Source organism: Streptomyces alkaliterrae (assembly GCF_007097205.2).
In the GTDB taxonomy this organism is placed as follows: Bacteria; Actinomycetota; Actinomycetes; order Streptomycetales; family Streptomycetaceae; genus Streptomyces; species Streptomyces alkaliterrae.
This window is the reverse complement of record NZ_VJYK02000118.1, coordinates 1-16143: the sequence shown is the minus strand read 5'-3', so window position 1 is coordinate 16143 and position 16143 is coordinate 1. Positions and strand designations below refer to the sequence as shown.

General features: G+C 72.3%; 15 protein-coding genes. 5 read left to right on the top strand and 10 right to left on the bottom strand.

The features are described from left to right. The 7 genes from FNX44_RS13365 to FNX44_RS13330 form a co-directional block, all read right to left on the bottom strand. A partial coding sequence (locus FNX44_RS13365; RefSeq protein ID WP_143648326.1) for an FGGY family carbohydrate kinase occupies positions 1-1434 on the bottom strand: 1434 nt, incomplete at its 3' end. Between the two features lie 154 nt (positions 1435-1588). Then, positions 1589-1999 (bottom strand): rodlin, encoded by a 411-nt coding sequence (locus FNX44_RS13360; RefSeq protein WP_143648324.1) that lies wholly within the window; start codon positions 1997-1999, stop codon positions 1589-1591. Positions 2000-2282: 283 nt separating this feature from the next. Then, a complete protein-coding gene (locus FNX44_RS13350; protein ID WP_143648320.1) occupies positions 2283-2690 on the bottom strand; it encodes a rodlin in 408 nt (135 codons plus the stop codon). A 251-nt stretch (positions 2691-2941) separates the two neighbouring features. Further along, complete coding sequence (locus FNX44_RS13345) at positions 2942-3349, bottom strand: rodlin (RefSeq protein ID WP_143648319.1); 408 nt, start codon at positions 3347-3349, stop codon at positions 2942-2944. A 271-nt stretch (positions 3350-3620) separates the two neighbouring features. Further along, a complete protein-coding gene (locus tag FNX44_RS13340) occupies positions 3621-4040 on the bottom strand; it encodes a YchJ family protein (protein WP_143648317.1) in 420 nt (139 codons plus the stop codon). A 47-nt stretch (positions 4041-4087) separates the two neighbouring features. After that, entirely contained in the window at positions 4088-4384 is a 297-nt protein-coding gene (locus tag FNX44_RS13335; protein ID WP_143648316.1) for a hypothetical protein, read from the bottom strand. Between the two features lie 195 nt (positions 4385-4579). Continuing rightward, complete coding sequence (locus FNX44_RS13330; protein ID WP_143648314.1) at positions 4580-6796, bottom strand: glycosyltransferase family 4 protein; 2217 nt, start codon at positions 6794-6796, stop codon at positions 4580-4582. Positions 6797-7314: 518 nt separating this feature from the next. On the opposite strand from FNX44_RS13330, the gene FNX44_RS13325 reads away from it, so the two are divergent. The 4 genes from FNX44_RS13325 to FNX44_RS13310 all read left to right on the top strand — a co-directional run bounded on the left by FNX44_RS13325 (position 7315) and on the right by FNX44_RS13310 (position 10563). Then, positions 7315-7788 (top strand): hypothetical protein, encoded by a 474-nt coding sequence (locus FNX44_RS13325; protein WP_143648312.1) that lies wholly within the window; start codon positions 7315-7317, stop codon positions 7786-7788. Between the two features lie 111 nt (positions 7789-7899). Continuing rightward, a complete protein-coding gene (locus FNX44_RS13320; RefSeq protein ID WP_143648310.1) occupies positions 7900-8712 on the top strand; it encodes a hypothetical protein in 813 nt (270 codons plus the stop codon). Next, positions 8709-9356 carry an ABC transporter ATP-binding protein gene (locus FNX44_RS13315; RefSeq protein ID WP_173019187.1) on the top strand — a complete coding sequence of 216 codons (648 nt, stop codon included), beginning with the start codon at positions 8709-8711 and terminating at the stop codon, positions 9354-9356. Before FNX44_RS13320 ends, FNX44_RS13315 begins: the two co-directional genes overlap by 4 nt. Further along, positions 9349-10563: an ABC transporter permease gene (locus FNX44_RS13310; protein ID WP_173019186.1), complete on the top strand. Its 1215-nt coding sequence runs from the start codon at positions 9349-9351 to the stop codon at positions 10561-10563. Before FNX44_RS13315 ends, FNX44_RS13310 begins: the two co-directional genes overlap by 8 nt. A gap of 90 nt (positions 10564-10653) precedes the next feature. Here the strand turns inward: FNX44_RS13310 and FNX44_RS13305 are convergent, their stop codons facing one another. Beyond that, a complete protein-coding gene (locus FNX44_RS13305) occupies positions 10654-11328 on the bottom strand; it encodes a response regulator (protein ID WP_143648305.1) in 675 nt (224 codons plus the stop codon). Positions 11329-11440: 112 nt separating this feature from the next. Beyond that, the gene (locus tag FNX44_RS13300) at positions 11441-12622 is read right to left on the bottom strand and encodes a sensor histidine kinase (RefSeq protein WP_143648303.1); all 1182 of its coding nucleotides are present in this window, start codon (positions 12620-12622) and stop codon (positions 11441-11443) included. A 294-nt stretch (positions 12623-12916) separates the two neighbouring features. Between FNX44_RS13300 and FNX44_RS13295 the strand changes: the two genes are divergently transcribed. Next, a complete protein-coding gene (locus FNX44_RS13295; protein WP_143648301.1) occupies positions 12917-15433 on the top strand; it encodes an FtsX-like permease family protein in 2517 nt (838 codons plus the stop codon). A 78-nt stretch (positions 15434-15511) separates the two neighbouring features. On the opposite strand, the gene FNX44_RS28005 is transcribed toward FNX44_RS13295, so the two are convergent. After that, positions 15512-16143: NAD(P)/FAD-dependent oxidoreductase (locus FNX44_RS28005; RefSeq protein ID WP_173019185.1), on the bottom strand; the 632-nt coding region annotated here is incomplete at its 5' end.

Below are 16143 nucleotides of genomic sequence, written 5' to 3'. Positions count from 1 at the left end.
GGCGTCAGATGGGTATAAGAGACAGGCGGTGTACTGCTGGCGGACGGCCTGGCCGACGTGGAAGTCGTCGCCCGGGTCGAGGACGCGGCAGTCGGGGGACGGCCAGTGCGGGGGCTCGCGGTCGGTGAGGCGGCCCTCGGCGGCGCCGAGGGCCCAGGCGGCCTGGCGGGCCGCACCGAGCGTGGTGTAGTCGGCGGGTGAGGGGATGAGGACCTGCGCGCCGAAGAGCGCCGGGGCGAGCGCCTGGACGGCGGGGAGTTCGGCGGCGGAGCCCAGCAGGAAGACCCGGCGGACCTGGACTCCTCTGACGCGCAGCACCTCCAGCGCGTCGGCCAGTCCGCACAGCATGCCCTCGAAGGCGGCCCTGGCGAGGTGTTCCGGCTTCATCGACTCCCGGCGCAGGCCGGCCAACGTGCCTGCGGTGTGCGGGAGTTCGGGGGTGCGCTCGCCCTCCAGGTAGGGCAGCATGACGAGGCCGTAGGCGCCGGGGGTGGAGTTCAGCGCGAGTTCGGAGAGCCCGGGGAGGTCGCGGCCGAGCAGTTCGGCGGTGCCGCGCAGCACCCGTACGGCGTTCTGGGTGCGGACGACGGGCAGGTACATGCCGGTGGCGTCGGCGAGCGAGGTGACGGTGCCGGTCGGGTCGGTCAGCGCCTCGTGGTGCACGGCGGACACCGAGCCGGAGGCGCCGAGGGAGACCACCGCGTCGCCGGGGTACAGGCCGAGGCCGAACGCCGCCGCCATGGTCTCCCCGGTGCCGGCGGAGATCATCAGGCCTTCGGGCGTCTGGCCGGCGGCCTGGGCCGGGCCGATGACCTCCGGGAGCACGACCTGGTGGCCGAGGGCGAGTTCCAGCAGGTCGGGGCGCCAGCTGCCGGTGGCCGGGGACCAGTAGCCGGTGGCGGAGGCGTCGCCGCGGTCGGTGGTGCGGCGGGCGGGGCGGCCGAGCAGCTGCCAGGTGAGCCAGTCGTGCGGTTGGAGGACGGCGGCGACCTGTCGGGCGTTCTCGGGCTCGGTGCGCGCCAGGTGCCGGAGCTTGACGACGGGACGGCCCGCCTCGGGCACCGAGCCGACCGCGTGCGCCCAGGCCGTACGGCCGCCGAACGCGTCGACGAGGTCGGCGGCGGCGGTCTGCTCCCGCTGGTCGTTGCCGACCAGTGCCGGGCGGACGGAGTTGCCGGTCTGGTCGAGGAGGACGACGCCCTGCTGCTGGGCGGAGACGCCGATCGCCTGCACGCCCTCCAGCAGACCTCCGGTGGCGGCCTCCCCGAGGGCCAGCAGCCAGGCCTGTGGATCGATCTCCGTGCGCTTGCCGCCGTCGTCGGGCAGCGGCGGGTGGGCGGCGTGGCCCTCCCGGATGACGGCACCGGTGTCGGTGTCGCAGACGACGATGCGAGTGAACTCGGACGAGCTGTCCAGACCGGCGACGATCCCCATGTCAGAGATGATGCCGCATTCGGGCGCGAACTCCTTGTTTCGGTCCGGAAACGGCGGGAGCCCCGCCCCCCGAGGACTTCGGGGAGCGGGGCCCTGCTCACGTGCCCGGCAGGCTGTCGGGCGGGCCGGGGACGTCCGCCGCGAGGAGCGGGTGTCAGCCGGCGTTGGCGACACCGTTGCGCGAGACGACCTCGATCCGCTCCAGAACGTGCGACAGCGGGTCGTCGCCGTCGACCTGGTTGCTGTTCTCGGCGCAGTTCTGGGCGTTGCTGCTGGTCAGGATGTCCTGGACGGTGACCGGGACGAGGATGCCGACGACGCTGCCCACGTTGAGCTTGTTGGTGAGCGCGGCGGCGCACAGCTTGTTCGCCGTGCCGTCCACCAGGCTCATGTTCGGGCTCATGTAGCCGCCCGTGGTGGTGTTGCCGTACACCTGCTTCGCGCCGTTGCCGTTGACGTTGGTGTGGCCGTCGTCCCCGATCGCCATGGCGGGGGTGGCGGCAACACCGGCGGCACCGACGACAGAGGCCGCCACAGCAGCCGTGGCGAACACCTTCTTGATCACGAGTCTTCCTTCCGGGTCTGGTAACGCCCCGCTGCCGGAGCAACCTGGCCAACTCGCTTTCGCGGCAGAAGTTCTCACCCTTCACCCGTCCGGCCCAGTCGGACCAGCCGGCCCAGTCGGCCCAGTCGGCCCAGTCGGCCCAGTCGGGCCAGTCGGGCCGGGCCGCGGGCTCCGGTCCGGAAACGGCGGGAGCCCCGCTCCCCGAGGGCATCGGGGAGCGGGGCCCGGCTCGCGTGCCCGGCCTGCCGTCGGCAGGTGGGCCGCGTCAGCGCGCGGAGCTGGCTCAGCCGGCGTTGGCGGCACCGTTGCGGGAGAGGAGCTCGATCCGGTTCAGAACGTGCGACAGCGGGTCGTCGCCGTCGATCTGGTTCGAGTTCTCGACGCAGGCCTGGCTGTTGCTGCTGGTCAGGATGTCCTGGACGGTGACCGGGACGACGCCGACGACACTGCCCACGTTGAGCTTGTTCGGCAGGGCGGCGACACACGGCTTGTTCAGCGAACCGTTCACCAGGCTCATGTTCGGGCTCATGTAGCCGCCCGTGGTGGTGTTGCCGTACACCTGCTTCGCGCCGTTGCCGTTGACGTTGGTGTGGCCGTCGTTCCCGATCGCCATGGCCGGGGTCGCGGCAACACCGGCGGCACCGACGACAGAGGCCGCCACAGCAGCCGTGGCGAGCACCTTCTTGATCACGAGTCTTCCTTCCGGGTCTGGAGCGCCCCGCTGCCGGAGCAACCTGCTCAACTTCCCCCGGTGGCAGAAGTTCTCGCCCTTCACCCGTCCGGCCCAGCGCTGGGTGACGTGGATTCGCGGAGCGCGCGACTCCCCGTTCCGGTCCTGAAACGGGGCGAGCCCCGCTCCCCGAGGGTTTCGGGGAGCGGGGCTCGGTTCACGTTCCCGGCCTGCCGCGGGCGGGCGGGGACGTTCATCGCCAGGAGCGGGTGTCAGCCGGCGTTGGCGGCACCGTTCCGGGAGAGGAGCTCGATCCGCTCCAGAACGTGCGACAGCGGGTCGTCGCCGTCGACCTGGTTGGAGTTCTCCACGCAGGCCTGGCTGTTGCTGCTGGTCAGGATGTCCTGGACGGTGACCGGGACGAGGCCGACGACACTGCCCACGTTGGCCTTGTTCGGCAGCAGCGCGATGCACGGCTTGTTCAGCGAACCGTTGATCAGGCTCATGTTCGGGCTCATGTAGCCGCCCGTGGTGGTGTTGCCGTACTTCTGAATCGAGTCGTTGCCGTTGACATTGGTGTGGCCCTGGTTCCCGATCGCCATGGCGGGGGTGGCGGCAACACCGGCGGCACCGACGACAGAAGCCGCCACAGCAGCCGTAGCGAGCACCTTCTTGATCACGAGTTTTCCTTCCGAGTCTGGAACGCCCCGCTGCCGGAGCATCCTGGTCAACTCGCGTGTGCGGCAGAAGTTCTCGCCCTTCACCCGTCCAGCCCAGTAGGCGTCTTTTCAGCCCGCGGGGCGCGTCGGCAGCCGTTTGCCGCCCGGGCCCGCGTCACCGCAGCTCGGTATCGTTTTTGCAGGTCGGGCCGGGAATCGGCGTCGACGAAGGTGACCGGTCGGCCATTCGTGCTACCCATGACCGCGCGTCACGCAAACACCAGGGCTCGCGTCAGTCGGAGATCACCCCGTCGACGTACACCCAGCGGCCCTCGTGGCGGGTGAAGCGGCTGCGCTCGTGCAGCTCGCCGGTGCCGCCCGCGTCCCGGTAGCGGGCGCGGAACTCCACCGTGCCGTCGGTGCCGAAGGTGCCGCCGTCGGTGCTGTGGAGCACGGTCAGGCCGAGCCAGCGCAGCGAGGGGTCGAAGTCGATCGAGTCGGGCCGCGTCTCCGGGTGCCAGGTGCGCAGCAGGTACGCCTCGTCGCGCCGTACGAAGGCGCTGTAGCGGGAGCGCATCAGCTCCTCGGGACGGGCCGCCGCGGTGCTGCCGTCGTGCAGCCGGCCGCAGCAGCGCGGGTACGGCGCCGGCAGCCCGCACGGGCAGCGCTCGGAGGAGGGCGACGGGGACGCGGAGCGGGTCGTGGAACGCATACCTCATTGTCGGGGTCGGTCGGCGGACGGCGGCCGGTGGTCCGTGGTCAGTGGTCGTCCCAGTGGCCGTCGTGGGCGGCGTGCCGGTGGCCGTCGTGCACGTAGTCGACGTGGTCGCCGTGCGGGACGGCGACATGGCCGCAACCCTCGCCGTGCTGGTGGTCGTGTCCGCCGCACTCGACGTGGCCGGCGGGGTCGCACTCGTCGGCGTGGTCGTCGTGCGGACGGTGGAGATGGCCGTCGTGGGCGTAGTCGACGTGGTCGCCGTGCGGGACGGCGACGTGGCCGCAGCCCGCGCCGTGCTGGTGGGTGTGCTGGGGGTGGGGAGCGTGCGCGGTTGTCATGGTGACCCCAATCGTCGGCGCGATCGCGCGCCGCCGCGCGGCCGTCCGCGGACGGTGCGGCGACACCTCCATTCCATTTTCCGCCCTTTGCCGGGTATCGCACGACTTGCCCCGGGTGAATCTCCGGGTACGGCCCCGAACCGCCTGGTCGGGGCCGTACCGTCGCGCCGCTCGCCTCGCCTCGCCTGGCGGCGTTCAGGCCGCCGGCGCCACCGGTTCCCGTCGGGAGGCCGACACCGCGGTCCGTACCGGCTTGGGGCCACGGACGCTCAGCCCCAGCCCGTGCCCGGCCGTGAAGTACGGCCGCACCCGCACCCGGCGCTCCGCCGCCTCGTCCTGCTCGCGCGTCTTCTGAACCCCGGCCGTGACGTCCGCCCGCGGGTCCTCCAGCCGGACGCCGCGCGGCATGTCGATCTGCTTGCGGTCGGCGATGTCACCGCCTATCCGGCCCAGCGGCACCTCCGCCGCGCCCGGCGCGGGAACAAGTCGCAGCGACCACAGGTCCCGCTCGGAGCGGCGGGCGTCCAGCAGCGGCCGGTAGGGCAGGGTGAAGCGGACCCCGCCGTCGGCAGTGCACTCCGCGTCGACGACCACGTCCACGCCGTCCGCTCCGCGCAGCACGGCCCGGACGGTCGCACCGGGGCCCGTCACGACGTCGCCGAGCGGTTCGGCGACAACGGCCATCGAACCGCCGTCGTCCTCCGACACCGCGACCTCGCGCACCTCGACGTGCGCCGGCCGCTGCCACACCCGCAGGCCGAGGTGTCCGCCGCTGGTCGCGTAGGGGATCCACGCGCTCACGCCGCGCGCGGTCTCGCGCGGCGGGACGCCCACCAGTTCGGCCTGCTCGACGAGTTCGACCGGCAGCCGCTGGATCGGCGCGGCGTCCTCCCGCCCGCTACGCGGCGCGAGGAACACGTCCCAGCGGCCCTCCGCGAGCCGGTAGAGCTCGCGGTCGATCTCCACGCCGACACGTCCGTCGACCGCCGCGTCCGGCGAGGGCAGCGGCACCCTCCGCACGGTGCCGTCCGGGTCGTCGCGCAGCCGCAGCAGCAGGTCGAGCGGGCCGCTCGGGAGCCGGTCGGCGGCCAGTTCGACCACCGGTGAGCCGTCCGGGGAGACCGCGCAGCGGGCCGGGGCGGCGCCGTCCGTCAGCACCTCGGTTCTGGGCGGCGGCGCCGGCAGCGCGGGGGCGTCGTCCCGCCGGGCGCGGCGGGCGCTCCGCAGCCGGGACAGCAGCCCGCGGCTGCGCGGCGGGGCTTCCCGCAGCTCCTCGAAGAGGCGCAGGTAGCGGTCGGCGATCAGCGCGGGCGCGTAGCGGCCGGCGCTGACCCGGGCCTCGTCGCCCATCGCGCGCCGCTTGTCCTCGTTGGACATCAGGATGCGCAACGCGTCGGCGTACGCCTCGGCGCCGCCCTCCAGCGGGACGAGCAGCCCGTCGGCCCCCTGGGTGATGATCTCGCCGGGGCCGTGCGGGCAGTCGGTGGCGATGACCGGGACGCCGCAGTGCATGGCCTCCACGATCGTCAGCCCGAACGGCTCCCGGTCGGAGGTGACGCAGGCGATCTCCGCCTTGGCCCACTCCGTCTCGATCGGCACGACCGGACCCATCAGCCGGATCCGCTCGCACAGGTCGAGGCGGACGACCTGACGCCGCAGCTTGTCCCGCAGGTCGCCGCGCCCGTAGATCCGCAGTGACCAGTCCGGGTACTCGTCCGCGACGAGCGCGAACGCGTCGATGAGCCGGTCGTAGCGCTTCATACCGGTGAGCCGCCCGGCGGCCACGATGGTCCGGGTGCCGCGTTCCGGGCGGCGTGCCCGGGCCGGCGGGATGACGTTGGGTATGCACAGGATCGGCGTGCCGGCCTTCGGCAGCGCGGCGCGGTAGCGCTCGGCGTCCACCTCGGTCACGGTGACGTAGGCGTCGAGCTCGGCGGCGCTCCTCAGCACGCCGGCGCGCTGCCGCCCCTTGTGCATCTCCAGGGTCAGATGCTCCTGGCCGATCCGCAGGTAGCGGGACTCGCCGTAGCGGGCCAGATAGCCGTTGAGCACCGGGCGGGTGCCGACCACCACGTCGGCGTCGGTGCGCCGCAGGTAGTCGGCGACCCGCTCGTCCGTCAGCCGTGACGGCGCGAGCGGGCCGGACGCCAGGCCGCCGTCCGGGAACATCACCGAGCGCCGCCGGGCGGCCGGGTCCTTCCGCGCGCAGCCCGGCTCCCCCTTGCGCCACTCGATGAGCGGCCGGAGGGCCAGCTCCGGCGACATCTCCAGCCGGGGCCGGTCCTGCGTCTGGTAGACGGACACCAGCTCGACGGTGTGGCCGGCGGCCGACAGCGCGGCGCCGAGGTTGGCCGCCGCCCGAATCGTCCCCCCGATCCCGTATGCGTTGTACAGCAGAAAAGCGATCTTCACTTGGGTCCCCCAGCGGCACCGTCCGCGCCGGTCACGCGCGGACGGAAGGTGACCGGCGCGGACGGCCGGCCGGTGACAGTGACACCGATGCAGACCGCCGTGAGGGAAGAAGGTTGACAACTCGCCCACTTTCGCGACGAGCGTCACATCCCAGACCAAGAACGAGTAAAGGTATCCCCTGGGGAATCACAAGTTCCGCACCCCACGGAGTGGCGAGCGGCCGTCCCGTCCCGACGCCCTCCCCCGCCAAGCGGCGGGGGCGACGCCCCACCATGTCCCACCAGGGCGGGAGGCGCGCCTCCTCTCGGAAGCGGAACCCCATCGCACACCCCCGCACCAACCGGACTATCACCACCAAACCCGACATACGGGCCGGTGAGCCTGTGGTAGAACTTGCCGTCGCACTGCGGGTGATGATCACACCACGCGTCGGCGGATCACGACGCGCTCAGGTCGGAGCCGACCACTCCGCCCCGAGCCGACGACCACCAGGGCCAGGAACAAGGGGAACAAAAGAGATGCCGTTCGAAAGCAGAACGGTTCGTCGCTTCTTCGTGGCGGGAGCAGCCACTGTTGCCAGCGGCGCGCTGTTGCCGGCAAGTTCATCAGTCGCGCATGCGGGTGGCGGTTCGAAGTCGGCGAAGCTGCCCCACAAGGCCAAGCTGACCTCGGACCTCTGGTACAGCAACACCTTGACCATCAAGGGCTGCGGGGAGTACCAGGTCTCGGCGAAGATCTCCAAGGGGAAGAAGCCGCGCTCCGGTAAGGACTGGCTCAAGACGCATGTCACGGCTACCGGGCATGGCATCGGCTGGGACAAGGGCCCGATGCAGACCGGCAGTCTCGACAAGTCGGTCAAGAACAACAAGGGCCAGCGCACTGCCACCCTGAAGGGCACCAAGTGCTACGGCTTCAACACGATATACGTCACGTACACCAATGAGGCGAGCACGTTCTACTTCGGCTCCCACCGGAACGTGTCCGCGAGCTGACACGCCCATCGCGGACGAGAGTACGAGGGAGTAAGGGTGGCACACAGGGTTACGTCTCCGGCGGGTCGCTTCGGCGGCCGGTCGGGCCGCCTCGCGGTGGGCGTGTTGGCGGTGAGCACGCTGCTGGGTGGTTGTGCTTCCCCAAGCGGCATGGACAAGGTCATTGACGAGCTTGACAAGTTCCGGGTGGCCGAAGGCGCGTATGCCCCCGCCGCCCCCGTCGACCGCGCGCCAGGTGACGCGGTGGTCAATGACATGACCGCGCTCTACTTCGCCGCAGCTCTGGCGGACTCCGGACAGCGCGGCGGCGAGGTTGTCTCCACCAAGAAGGTTCACGAGTACATCGCCACCAAGCCGGGTTGCGACGGCATGCTCTTCGCGGCCACCATCCTCCACATCGCGGAGGACCGGGACAAGGCGCTCGAAAGCAAGGCGACGCTCTGCACTCTGAGCCGGCTGAAGGCGGACGGTGTCACCAGGCTCAACGCCGAGGGGACAGCTCTCGCGATTCAGATGATAGAACGCGTGGGACAGTCCGAGAGGATTCCACAGCTCAAGGCCGAACTCTTCGACGTGCGGAATCGCTCCGAACGCTTCGCGGCGTGGCAGATGTTGGCCCTGTCCCCGTACCTGTCCAACGAGCGCGAGGCGCGCGACCACTTCAGGGAAGAGGTTCGACAGGCACGGGCCTTTCTGCGGGCGCCGGACGAGCAGGCGCAGTTCGGTGAGGTTGTCGCGGCCTTCCGAGTGTCGGGAAAGGGCGTCGGCAGTGCCGATGTTCCTGACGGCCTGAAATCCTGGCTGGAGGAGTCACGTGGCTGCCCGGGAGCCAGGCACTTCTTCCGCCCGTTCCATTCGGCGAAGGTGTGCACGCTGAAAGAGACATGGGACGGTATCTCAAGCGGTCTGGTGGACACGGTATGACGCTTCTGGAGATCGACTCCGTGACCAAGGAGTTCGACGGCGACCTGACAGTGCTACGGGACGTCTCCCTCACGGTGCGGCCTGGCGAACTCGTCTGGCTGCGCGGACGTTCGGGAGCGGGTAAGACGACGCTGCTCTCCCTCGCGGGTCTGCTTTCCTCGCCCACGCACGGGACGGTACGAGTTGACGGGGCTGAGGTGGGCACGGCATCACGTGCGGCCGAGGTCCGGCGCTCCCGCATCGGCTTCGTCTTCCAGAAGCCGCTCTTCCTCCCGGCGTTGAGTACGGTCGACAACGTGATGCTCCCGTCGCCGCTGCCCCACTCCGAGGCGCGGGCAGCCGCCGACCAGCTCCTCACCCGTTTCGACGTCGGTAGTCGGGCCGACCACCGCCCTGGCTTGTTGTCCGGCGGCGAGGCACAACGTGTGGCACTGGCCCGGGCACTGATGAACGACCCGGCCCTGGTGTTGGCCGACGAGCCGACGGCGGGGCTCGACGCCGAGACAGCGGCCCTCGTGCGCACACACCTCGCCGAGCTGGCGCACGAACAACGTGCTGTGGTCGTCGCCTCGCATGACGACGGCTTCGCGGATGTCGCCACTCGAAGCGTCACTCTGCGGAACGGAGAACTCACCGATGCGTGACAGTCGGCTGATCCGTGGCGAACTGCTGCGGACCCTGCGTCGTCACTGGGCGATGCCCCTCTTCCTCGTTCTCCTGGTCGGCTTTGTAGTTGTCGCGCGAGGCCCCGTCGCGGACGCCCGTGCCAGCGCCACCGCCCTGGGCACGGGTGACGGTTCCCTGCGCACGGTCAGCGTGTGGGCGAACACGCCGGACGGACGCACCCCGCTGACCGGAAAGCGGATCAGGGAGATCGGGAGACTTCCCGGTGTGGTCGCCGTCACACCGTACGACTCCGACAGCGTGGAGGTCTATCTGGCGGACGACCAGAAACGCGACGATCCCCGGGTGTTGACCCTTCACCCGTGGACGGCTGCGCATCCGCGGCTGGTCTCCCACGGCGACAGCACGGATCCGGAGAGGTTGGCCGCGAACGAGATCGTGCTGGCGGACGGATTCGCGGGCCGCTCGGCCAGGCAGCTCGTGGGCCGGGAGGTGGTCGTCCTCCACACGCCGATCGAGCGTGTCGAGAGGAGTCCTGACGGCGGCGAAGCCGCGCACGGAGGTGAGCCCCGGGAGCTTCGGCTCACCATCGCCGCCGTACACGACGACTCGCTGGGAAGCCTGGACGGTCCGGGTAGCGCCTACGTGAACCCGAAGCTCGCGGCAGAACTCCACGCCGGCTCACGGGCCACCACAGTCGAGCGCCTGTACGCGACGGAAGGATTTGACAGTCTTCAGGTGGAGGTCGGTTCGGCGGAGCAGGTCGGCGACGTACAGCGGCAGCTACGCGAGGCCGGCCTCTACTCCGCGAGCATCACCTCGCAACTACGCGCTCTGTCACCGGCGTTGTCGCTGCTGGACACGGTGGGCAGCGTCGCGTTGTGGCTTGTCGTCGGGCTGGCGCTGGTGTTCGGGCTGGCCATGGGCACCCAGCGGGTCCGCTCCCGGCTGCCGGAGATCGGTCTGCTGAAGGCGCTGGGCTTCAGCGAGGGGCGGATCTTCCGGGTGCTCGCGGGTGAACTGTTCGCCGTCGGGAGCGTGGCGGCGCTGCTCGGCGTGTCCCTGGGGGCACTCGTCGCCGTGGTGGTCTCCGGCGCGGCGTCGCTCCAGCCGCTCACCATGGCCCTGCTCCTGCCGCTGCCCGGCACGGCGCTGGTCGTCGGAGCGCTGATCCCGCTCTCCTACGCGCGGCGTCTGCCGCCGGACTCGGTCCTCCGGCACGGGTAGGGCCTGTCCGGCGGCGGTGCGGCGCCCCGAGGGAGGACATCTCGGCGCTGTCGGGGGCCTACCCGGCTCGGATGTGGTTCGGTCGCCGCCTCACAGACCGTTCTCCCAGGCCCAGGCGGCGATCTCGACGCGGTTGCGGGCGGCCAGTTTGCGCTGGGCGTTGCCCAGGTGGGTCTTGACGGTGGACAGGGTGACGTGGAGTTCCGCGGCGATCTCGTCGTTGGTACGGCCCTGTGCCACCAGCCCCACGACGTCCAGCTCTCGCGCGGTCAACGGCTCGGGGAGCCGGCCGGCCGCACGGGCCGGCTCGCGCCGGAGGGCCCGGTCGGCGCCTTCGGGTCGGGTCATGTGGGACAGCAGTCGAACGGTGATCGCGGGCGAGATCAGCGAGGTGCCGGTCGCCGCCGCCCGCACCGCCTCGGTGAGCAGTGCCGGGGTGCAGTCCTTGAGCAGGAACCCGCAGGCCCCGTTTCGCAGCGCGCGATAGACGTACTCGTCGAGGTCGAACGTGGTCGCGATGACGACGTTGAGCGGGTCCGGTGTCTGCGGGCCGGCGAGCAGCCTGGTCGCCTCCAGCCCGTCGAGTTCGGGCATGCGGATGTCCAGCAGGCACACGTCGGGTCGGAGTCGGCGGGCCAGGTCGACAGCCGTGGCGCCGTCGGCGGCTTCGGCGACCACCGTCATGTCCGGTTGGGATCCGAGGATCATGGCGTACGCGGAGCGGATCATCTCCTGGTCGTCGGCGACGAGCACCCGGATGGTCATGCGGTCCGTTCTCCAGTCACTCGGCAGGGCCGGCCGCCCGGGGCCGACCGGGCGGGCGCGTCAGCTCGTAGTCACGGGCCGCGGGCCCCAGACTACGGCGGCGGGCGGCGGCTCAGTGCCGGAGAGGCAGTCGGGCGGCCACCTGCCAGCCCACACCCGGGCGCGGGCCGGCCCGCAGCGTCCCGCCGACCGCCGCGACCCGCTCCTCGAGCCCGATCAGACCGAAACCTCCCGTGTCGTCGTGAGGGGACGGCTGGCCGTCGTCGGTGACGACGACCTCCAGCAGTTCCGGCTCGTCCGACCGCGGCCGGATGTCGACGGTCACCCGGCTCACGCCGCTCGCGTGCTTGCGGATGTTGGTGAGGCACTCCTGGACGACCCGCTGCACGGTGGTGCCCACCTCGGGCCCCGGCGGGTCGTGGACGAGCCGGGGGTCGAGCGCGAGCTCGACGGGCGGGCCGCCGGCGGCGAACCCCTCGACGAGCTCCCGGAGGCCGCCGAGGTCCCCGGCCGGTCGGACCGCGGCCGGTCCGGGTGGCGTGCGCAGTACCGAGACCATGCCGCGCATCGACTCCATCGCCTGCGAGCCGGCCCGTTCGATGCCGGCGAGCATCTCGTCCAGTTCAGCGGGCGAGGGCGCCTGACCGGCGGCGGTCGCGTAGCGCACCGCCCTGGTCTGGGCGACGATCGCGGTCACGTGGTGGGCGACGAAGTCATGCAGGTCCCGGGCGTACTCAAGACGCTGCTCCTGTCGATCGGCCACGCGCTGCCGCTCACGCATGAGGTCGAGCAACCGCAGATAGCCGCCGAGCGCCGCGGCCAGCAGCGCCGCGAAAGCGAGGGCGGGACCGCCGTAGTTTCCCACGCGCCCCCACTCCTCCTCCGGCAGCCGCAGCAGCACCAGCGAGGCCGCGGCGAAGGCGGCCGGCGCCAGCACGGCGGCCCGCAGCGGCGGCTGTCGTCGCACGAGCCGGCTGATCAGCAGGAGCAGCGCGCCGATCTCGGCCATGCCCGGGGTGCTCTCCGGGCGGTGTGCGAGCTGGGTGGTGACCACACTCAGCGCGACCGACGCGATGATCGCGAAGCCTGCCGTGAGCGACAGCCTCGCGGGGGGCACCAGCAGGGCCGCGAGCACGAGAGCCCCGCTCACGGCTGTCGCGGCGGCGGTCGGAGGGTAGCCGGTGGTGGTGCCCTCGGCGATCATCAGCGCCACCACCGGGGCGGCCAGCAGGTAGGGCGCGGCGGAGCGACGGAAACCACCGGGGCGGCCGTGGAGGCGGCGGAGCGGGAACATGCCGGCCACGCTATGGGCAGCGCCGTCGTGGGCGCCTCCACCGTTCGGCCGACCCGCGGGCGACGCCCGGTTCGGCCCGCCGGCTGATCCGCGGCGCCGGTGTGGGCGCGGAGGATCGCCCTGTGACCCGGCGTCGTCGGTCCCGGCGGCCCCCTCGCGGCACCCGGGCGGGCCCCGCCGAGGTCATGAGGGGCCGGGTCTGACGCCCGGCTCGGCCCGCCGCACCTTCCCAGACCACGCCCGCCGCCCGCGCGCCCGTTGCCGCCGGCCGGCCGCCGACCAGTGAGGTCCCGCATGTTCCGTACCGCGGCGCGCTCGGTGTTCACGCACCGGCGTCGCTTGCTGCTGCCCGCCCTGGCCGTACTACTGGGCGTGGCGTTCACCGTCGGCTCGCTGGTCCACGCGGACTCGACGGCCGCCCGCCTGGCCCAGGCGCACGCGGCGGCAGAGCCCGACACATCCGTCGCGGTACGCGCCGACGCCGGATTCCAGGACGTCCCGCCGCCGTTGGACGACGCGCTGCTCGACCGGCTCCGGCGGGTGCCGGGAGTGGTGTCCGCGCGCGGAACGGTCGAGGGTGCCGCCTTCCTCGTCGGGGCGGACGGCTCGCTGGTGGGGCCGACCACGGCGGCCGTCGGCGTCAACCTCAGCCCGAGCGCGGACGGCGCCGACCCCCGGTATCCGCTGCTCGCCGGTCGGGGCCCGCGCACGTCGGCCGAGGTCGCGATCGACCGGAGGGCCGCCGACCGCGCCGGTCTCACGGTCGGCGATCGGGCCCGGATCGTGGTGCGAGGCGAGATGCGGTCGTTCCGGCTGGTCGGAGTGGTCGGGGGCGAGGACCCACGGCCGCTGGTCGGCGGCACACTCGCCGTGTTCGACGACGCGACCGCGCGGCGCCTGCTGGCGCCCGCACCGGGTCACAACACGGCCGTCAGCCTGACGGCGGCGAGGGGGCTGTCCCCGGACGAGCTGGCCGGGCGGACGGCGGCGGCGCTGCCGGCGGGGCTGGAGGCCGTGCCGCGCGACCGGCTGGAGGCCGAGGCGGCGCACGCCGCCGAGCAGGGTTCGCTGAAGCTGACCACGCTGCTGCTGTTGTTCGCCGCCGTGACCCTGCTCGTCGCGACCTTCCTGGTGGCCAACACGTTCACCATGCTCAGCGCCGCCCGCGCCCGGGAACACGCGCTGCTGCGCGCGGTGGGTGCCACCCGGGGCCATGTACTGAGGCTGGTGCTGGCAGAGGCGACGCTGGTCGGAGGGCTCGCGGCGCTGCCCGGATATCTGCTCGGACTGGGAGCCGCGCGCGTACTGGGCACACTGTTCGCGGTGAGCGAGGGGCCGCCGGCGCCGCTGGTGCTCACCCCCGTGCCGCCGCTGGTGGCGCTGGCGGTCGGAGCGGGTGTGTCGGCGATCTCCGCGTGGGTGCCGGCACGTCGCGCGGCGGCGGTTTCGCCGGTCGCCGCGCTGCGGGAGGGGCTGCCGCCCTCGTCCGCGTCGCTGCGCCGGCGTCACCGCGCCGGCGCCGCCGTGACCGCGCTCGGCGCGGCGCTGCTCCTGCTGTCCGCCGACTCCGAGGACCTGGGCCTGGTGACGTTGGCCGCCACGGTCCTCATGTGGGGGCTGGTCCTCCTCACGCCCGCGTTCGCGCTGGGCTTCACCCGACTGGCTCGACCGGTCGCCGGCCTCCTGGCCGGCGTGCGCGGACGGCTGGCCGTCGCCAACGCCGGCCGCGACCCCCGCCGTACGGCGGCCACCTCGGCGACGTTGATGATCGGTCTGTCTCTCATCAGCGCGGCCGGCGTGGGCGCCGCGACGCTGAGCGAGGCGGCGGGGCGGCAAGCCTCCGACGCCATGGTCTCGGACCTGCGGGTGACGCCGGTCCCCGGGGCACGCGTCGCCCCCGGTACGGGCGCCCGGTTGGCGCGCCTGCCCGACGCCGCGGCCGTGACCGAGGTGATACCCGGCTACCTCGAACTGGACGACGGCGGCTGGCTGTCGACCGCCGCCGTCACTCCGGGCCGGATCGTCCACGTCGCGGACGTCGCCGTCCGGGAGGGCTCGCTGGGCGCCCTGGGGCCCAACGAGATCGCGGTGACACGGAGTGACGCCGCTGCCCGGGGCTGGCGGCTCGGCACCGTCGTGCGCGGCCGGTTCGAGGAGACCGGACGCCATGCCCGGTTGCGGGTCGTCGCCCTGTACGACGGACCGACCGGGCTGGCCCCCGCCCTGCTGTCACCGGAAGCCCTCGGCTCGGGGTCGGACGCGTCGGCACAACCGGCCGCCGAGTCGGTGCTGTTGGCGGCCCAGCCGGGCCGCACCGACGCGCTCCGCCGTTCGGTCTCGGCCGCGTTGGACAATCCCGCCCTGGTCGTCCAGGACCGTGCCGCGGTCGGACGCGAGGCAGCCGAGGCGTTCCGACCGTTCCTGAACATCGTCTACGCGTTGCTGAGCGTCGCGGTGCTGATCGGCGCGCTCGGCGTGGTCAACACCATGGCGATGGCCGTCTTCGAACGCCGAAGGGAAATCGGCCTGTTGCGCGCGGTCGGCCTGGACCGGTCGGGGGTGGGGACCGTGCTGCGGCTCGAGTCGGTACTGGTCTCCCTGCTCGGCTCCGCGTCGGGTGTGCTGGCCGGTACGGCCATCGGCGTGGTGGCGGTGGGTGGGCAACAAGGCGCGGAGCTGGTCGTGCCGTGGGCGAGCCTCTGTCTGTTCTTCGGCGCGGCGGTGGTCGTCGGGGTCCTGGCCGCGGCCTGGCCCGCACGCCAGGCCGCGGCGATACCCCTGCTCGACGCCGTTCGTGCCGATCACGGCTAGGGTCTGCCCGGCGGATCGGAGCGGCGGCGTTCGGAGAAGCTGGTGACGCCGCCGGCGGCGGGGGCCGAGGGCGTGTTCTCAGCTGTCGAAGCCGAGGCCGACGCGGTCGAGGGTGCGGAGCCAGAGGTTGCGGTGGCCGGCGCGGGCGTCGGCGCGGGTGAGGGACCACTGGGTGACGCCGATGCCGGCCCAGCGGACCGGTTCGGGCGGGAAGGGGAGCGGCTTGCTGCGGACCATCTCCAGTCGCGTGCGTTCGGTCTGTTCTCCGGCGAGGAGGTCGAGCATGACCTCGGCGCCGAAGCGGGTGGCACCGACACCGAGGCCGGTGTAGCCGGCGGCGTAGGCGACGCGGCCGCCGTGGGCGGTGTCGAAGAACGGGGAGAAGCGGGAGCAGGTGTCGATGACGCCGCCCCAGCGGTGGCTGAAGGCCAGCCCCTCCAGTTGGGGGAAGCAGCGGAGGAAGGTGCGGGCGAGGGTGCGGAAGGTCTCCGGGCGCTGGTCGTAGTCGGGGTGGATGCGGCTGCCGTAGTGGTAGACGACGTCGTGGCCGCCCCAGAGGATCCGGTTGTCGGCGGTGATGCGGAAGTAGTGGAAGTGGTTGTTGCTGTCGCTGAGGCCCTGGCGGCCCTGCCAGCCGACGGCGTCGAGCTGGTCGGCGGTGAGGGGTTCGGTCATCAGGGCGTAGTCGTAGACGGGGACGAGGTAGGGGC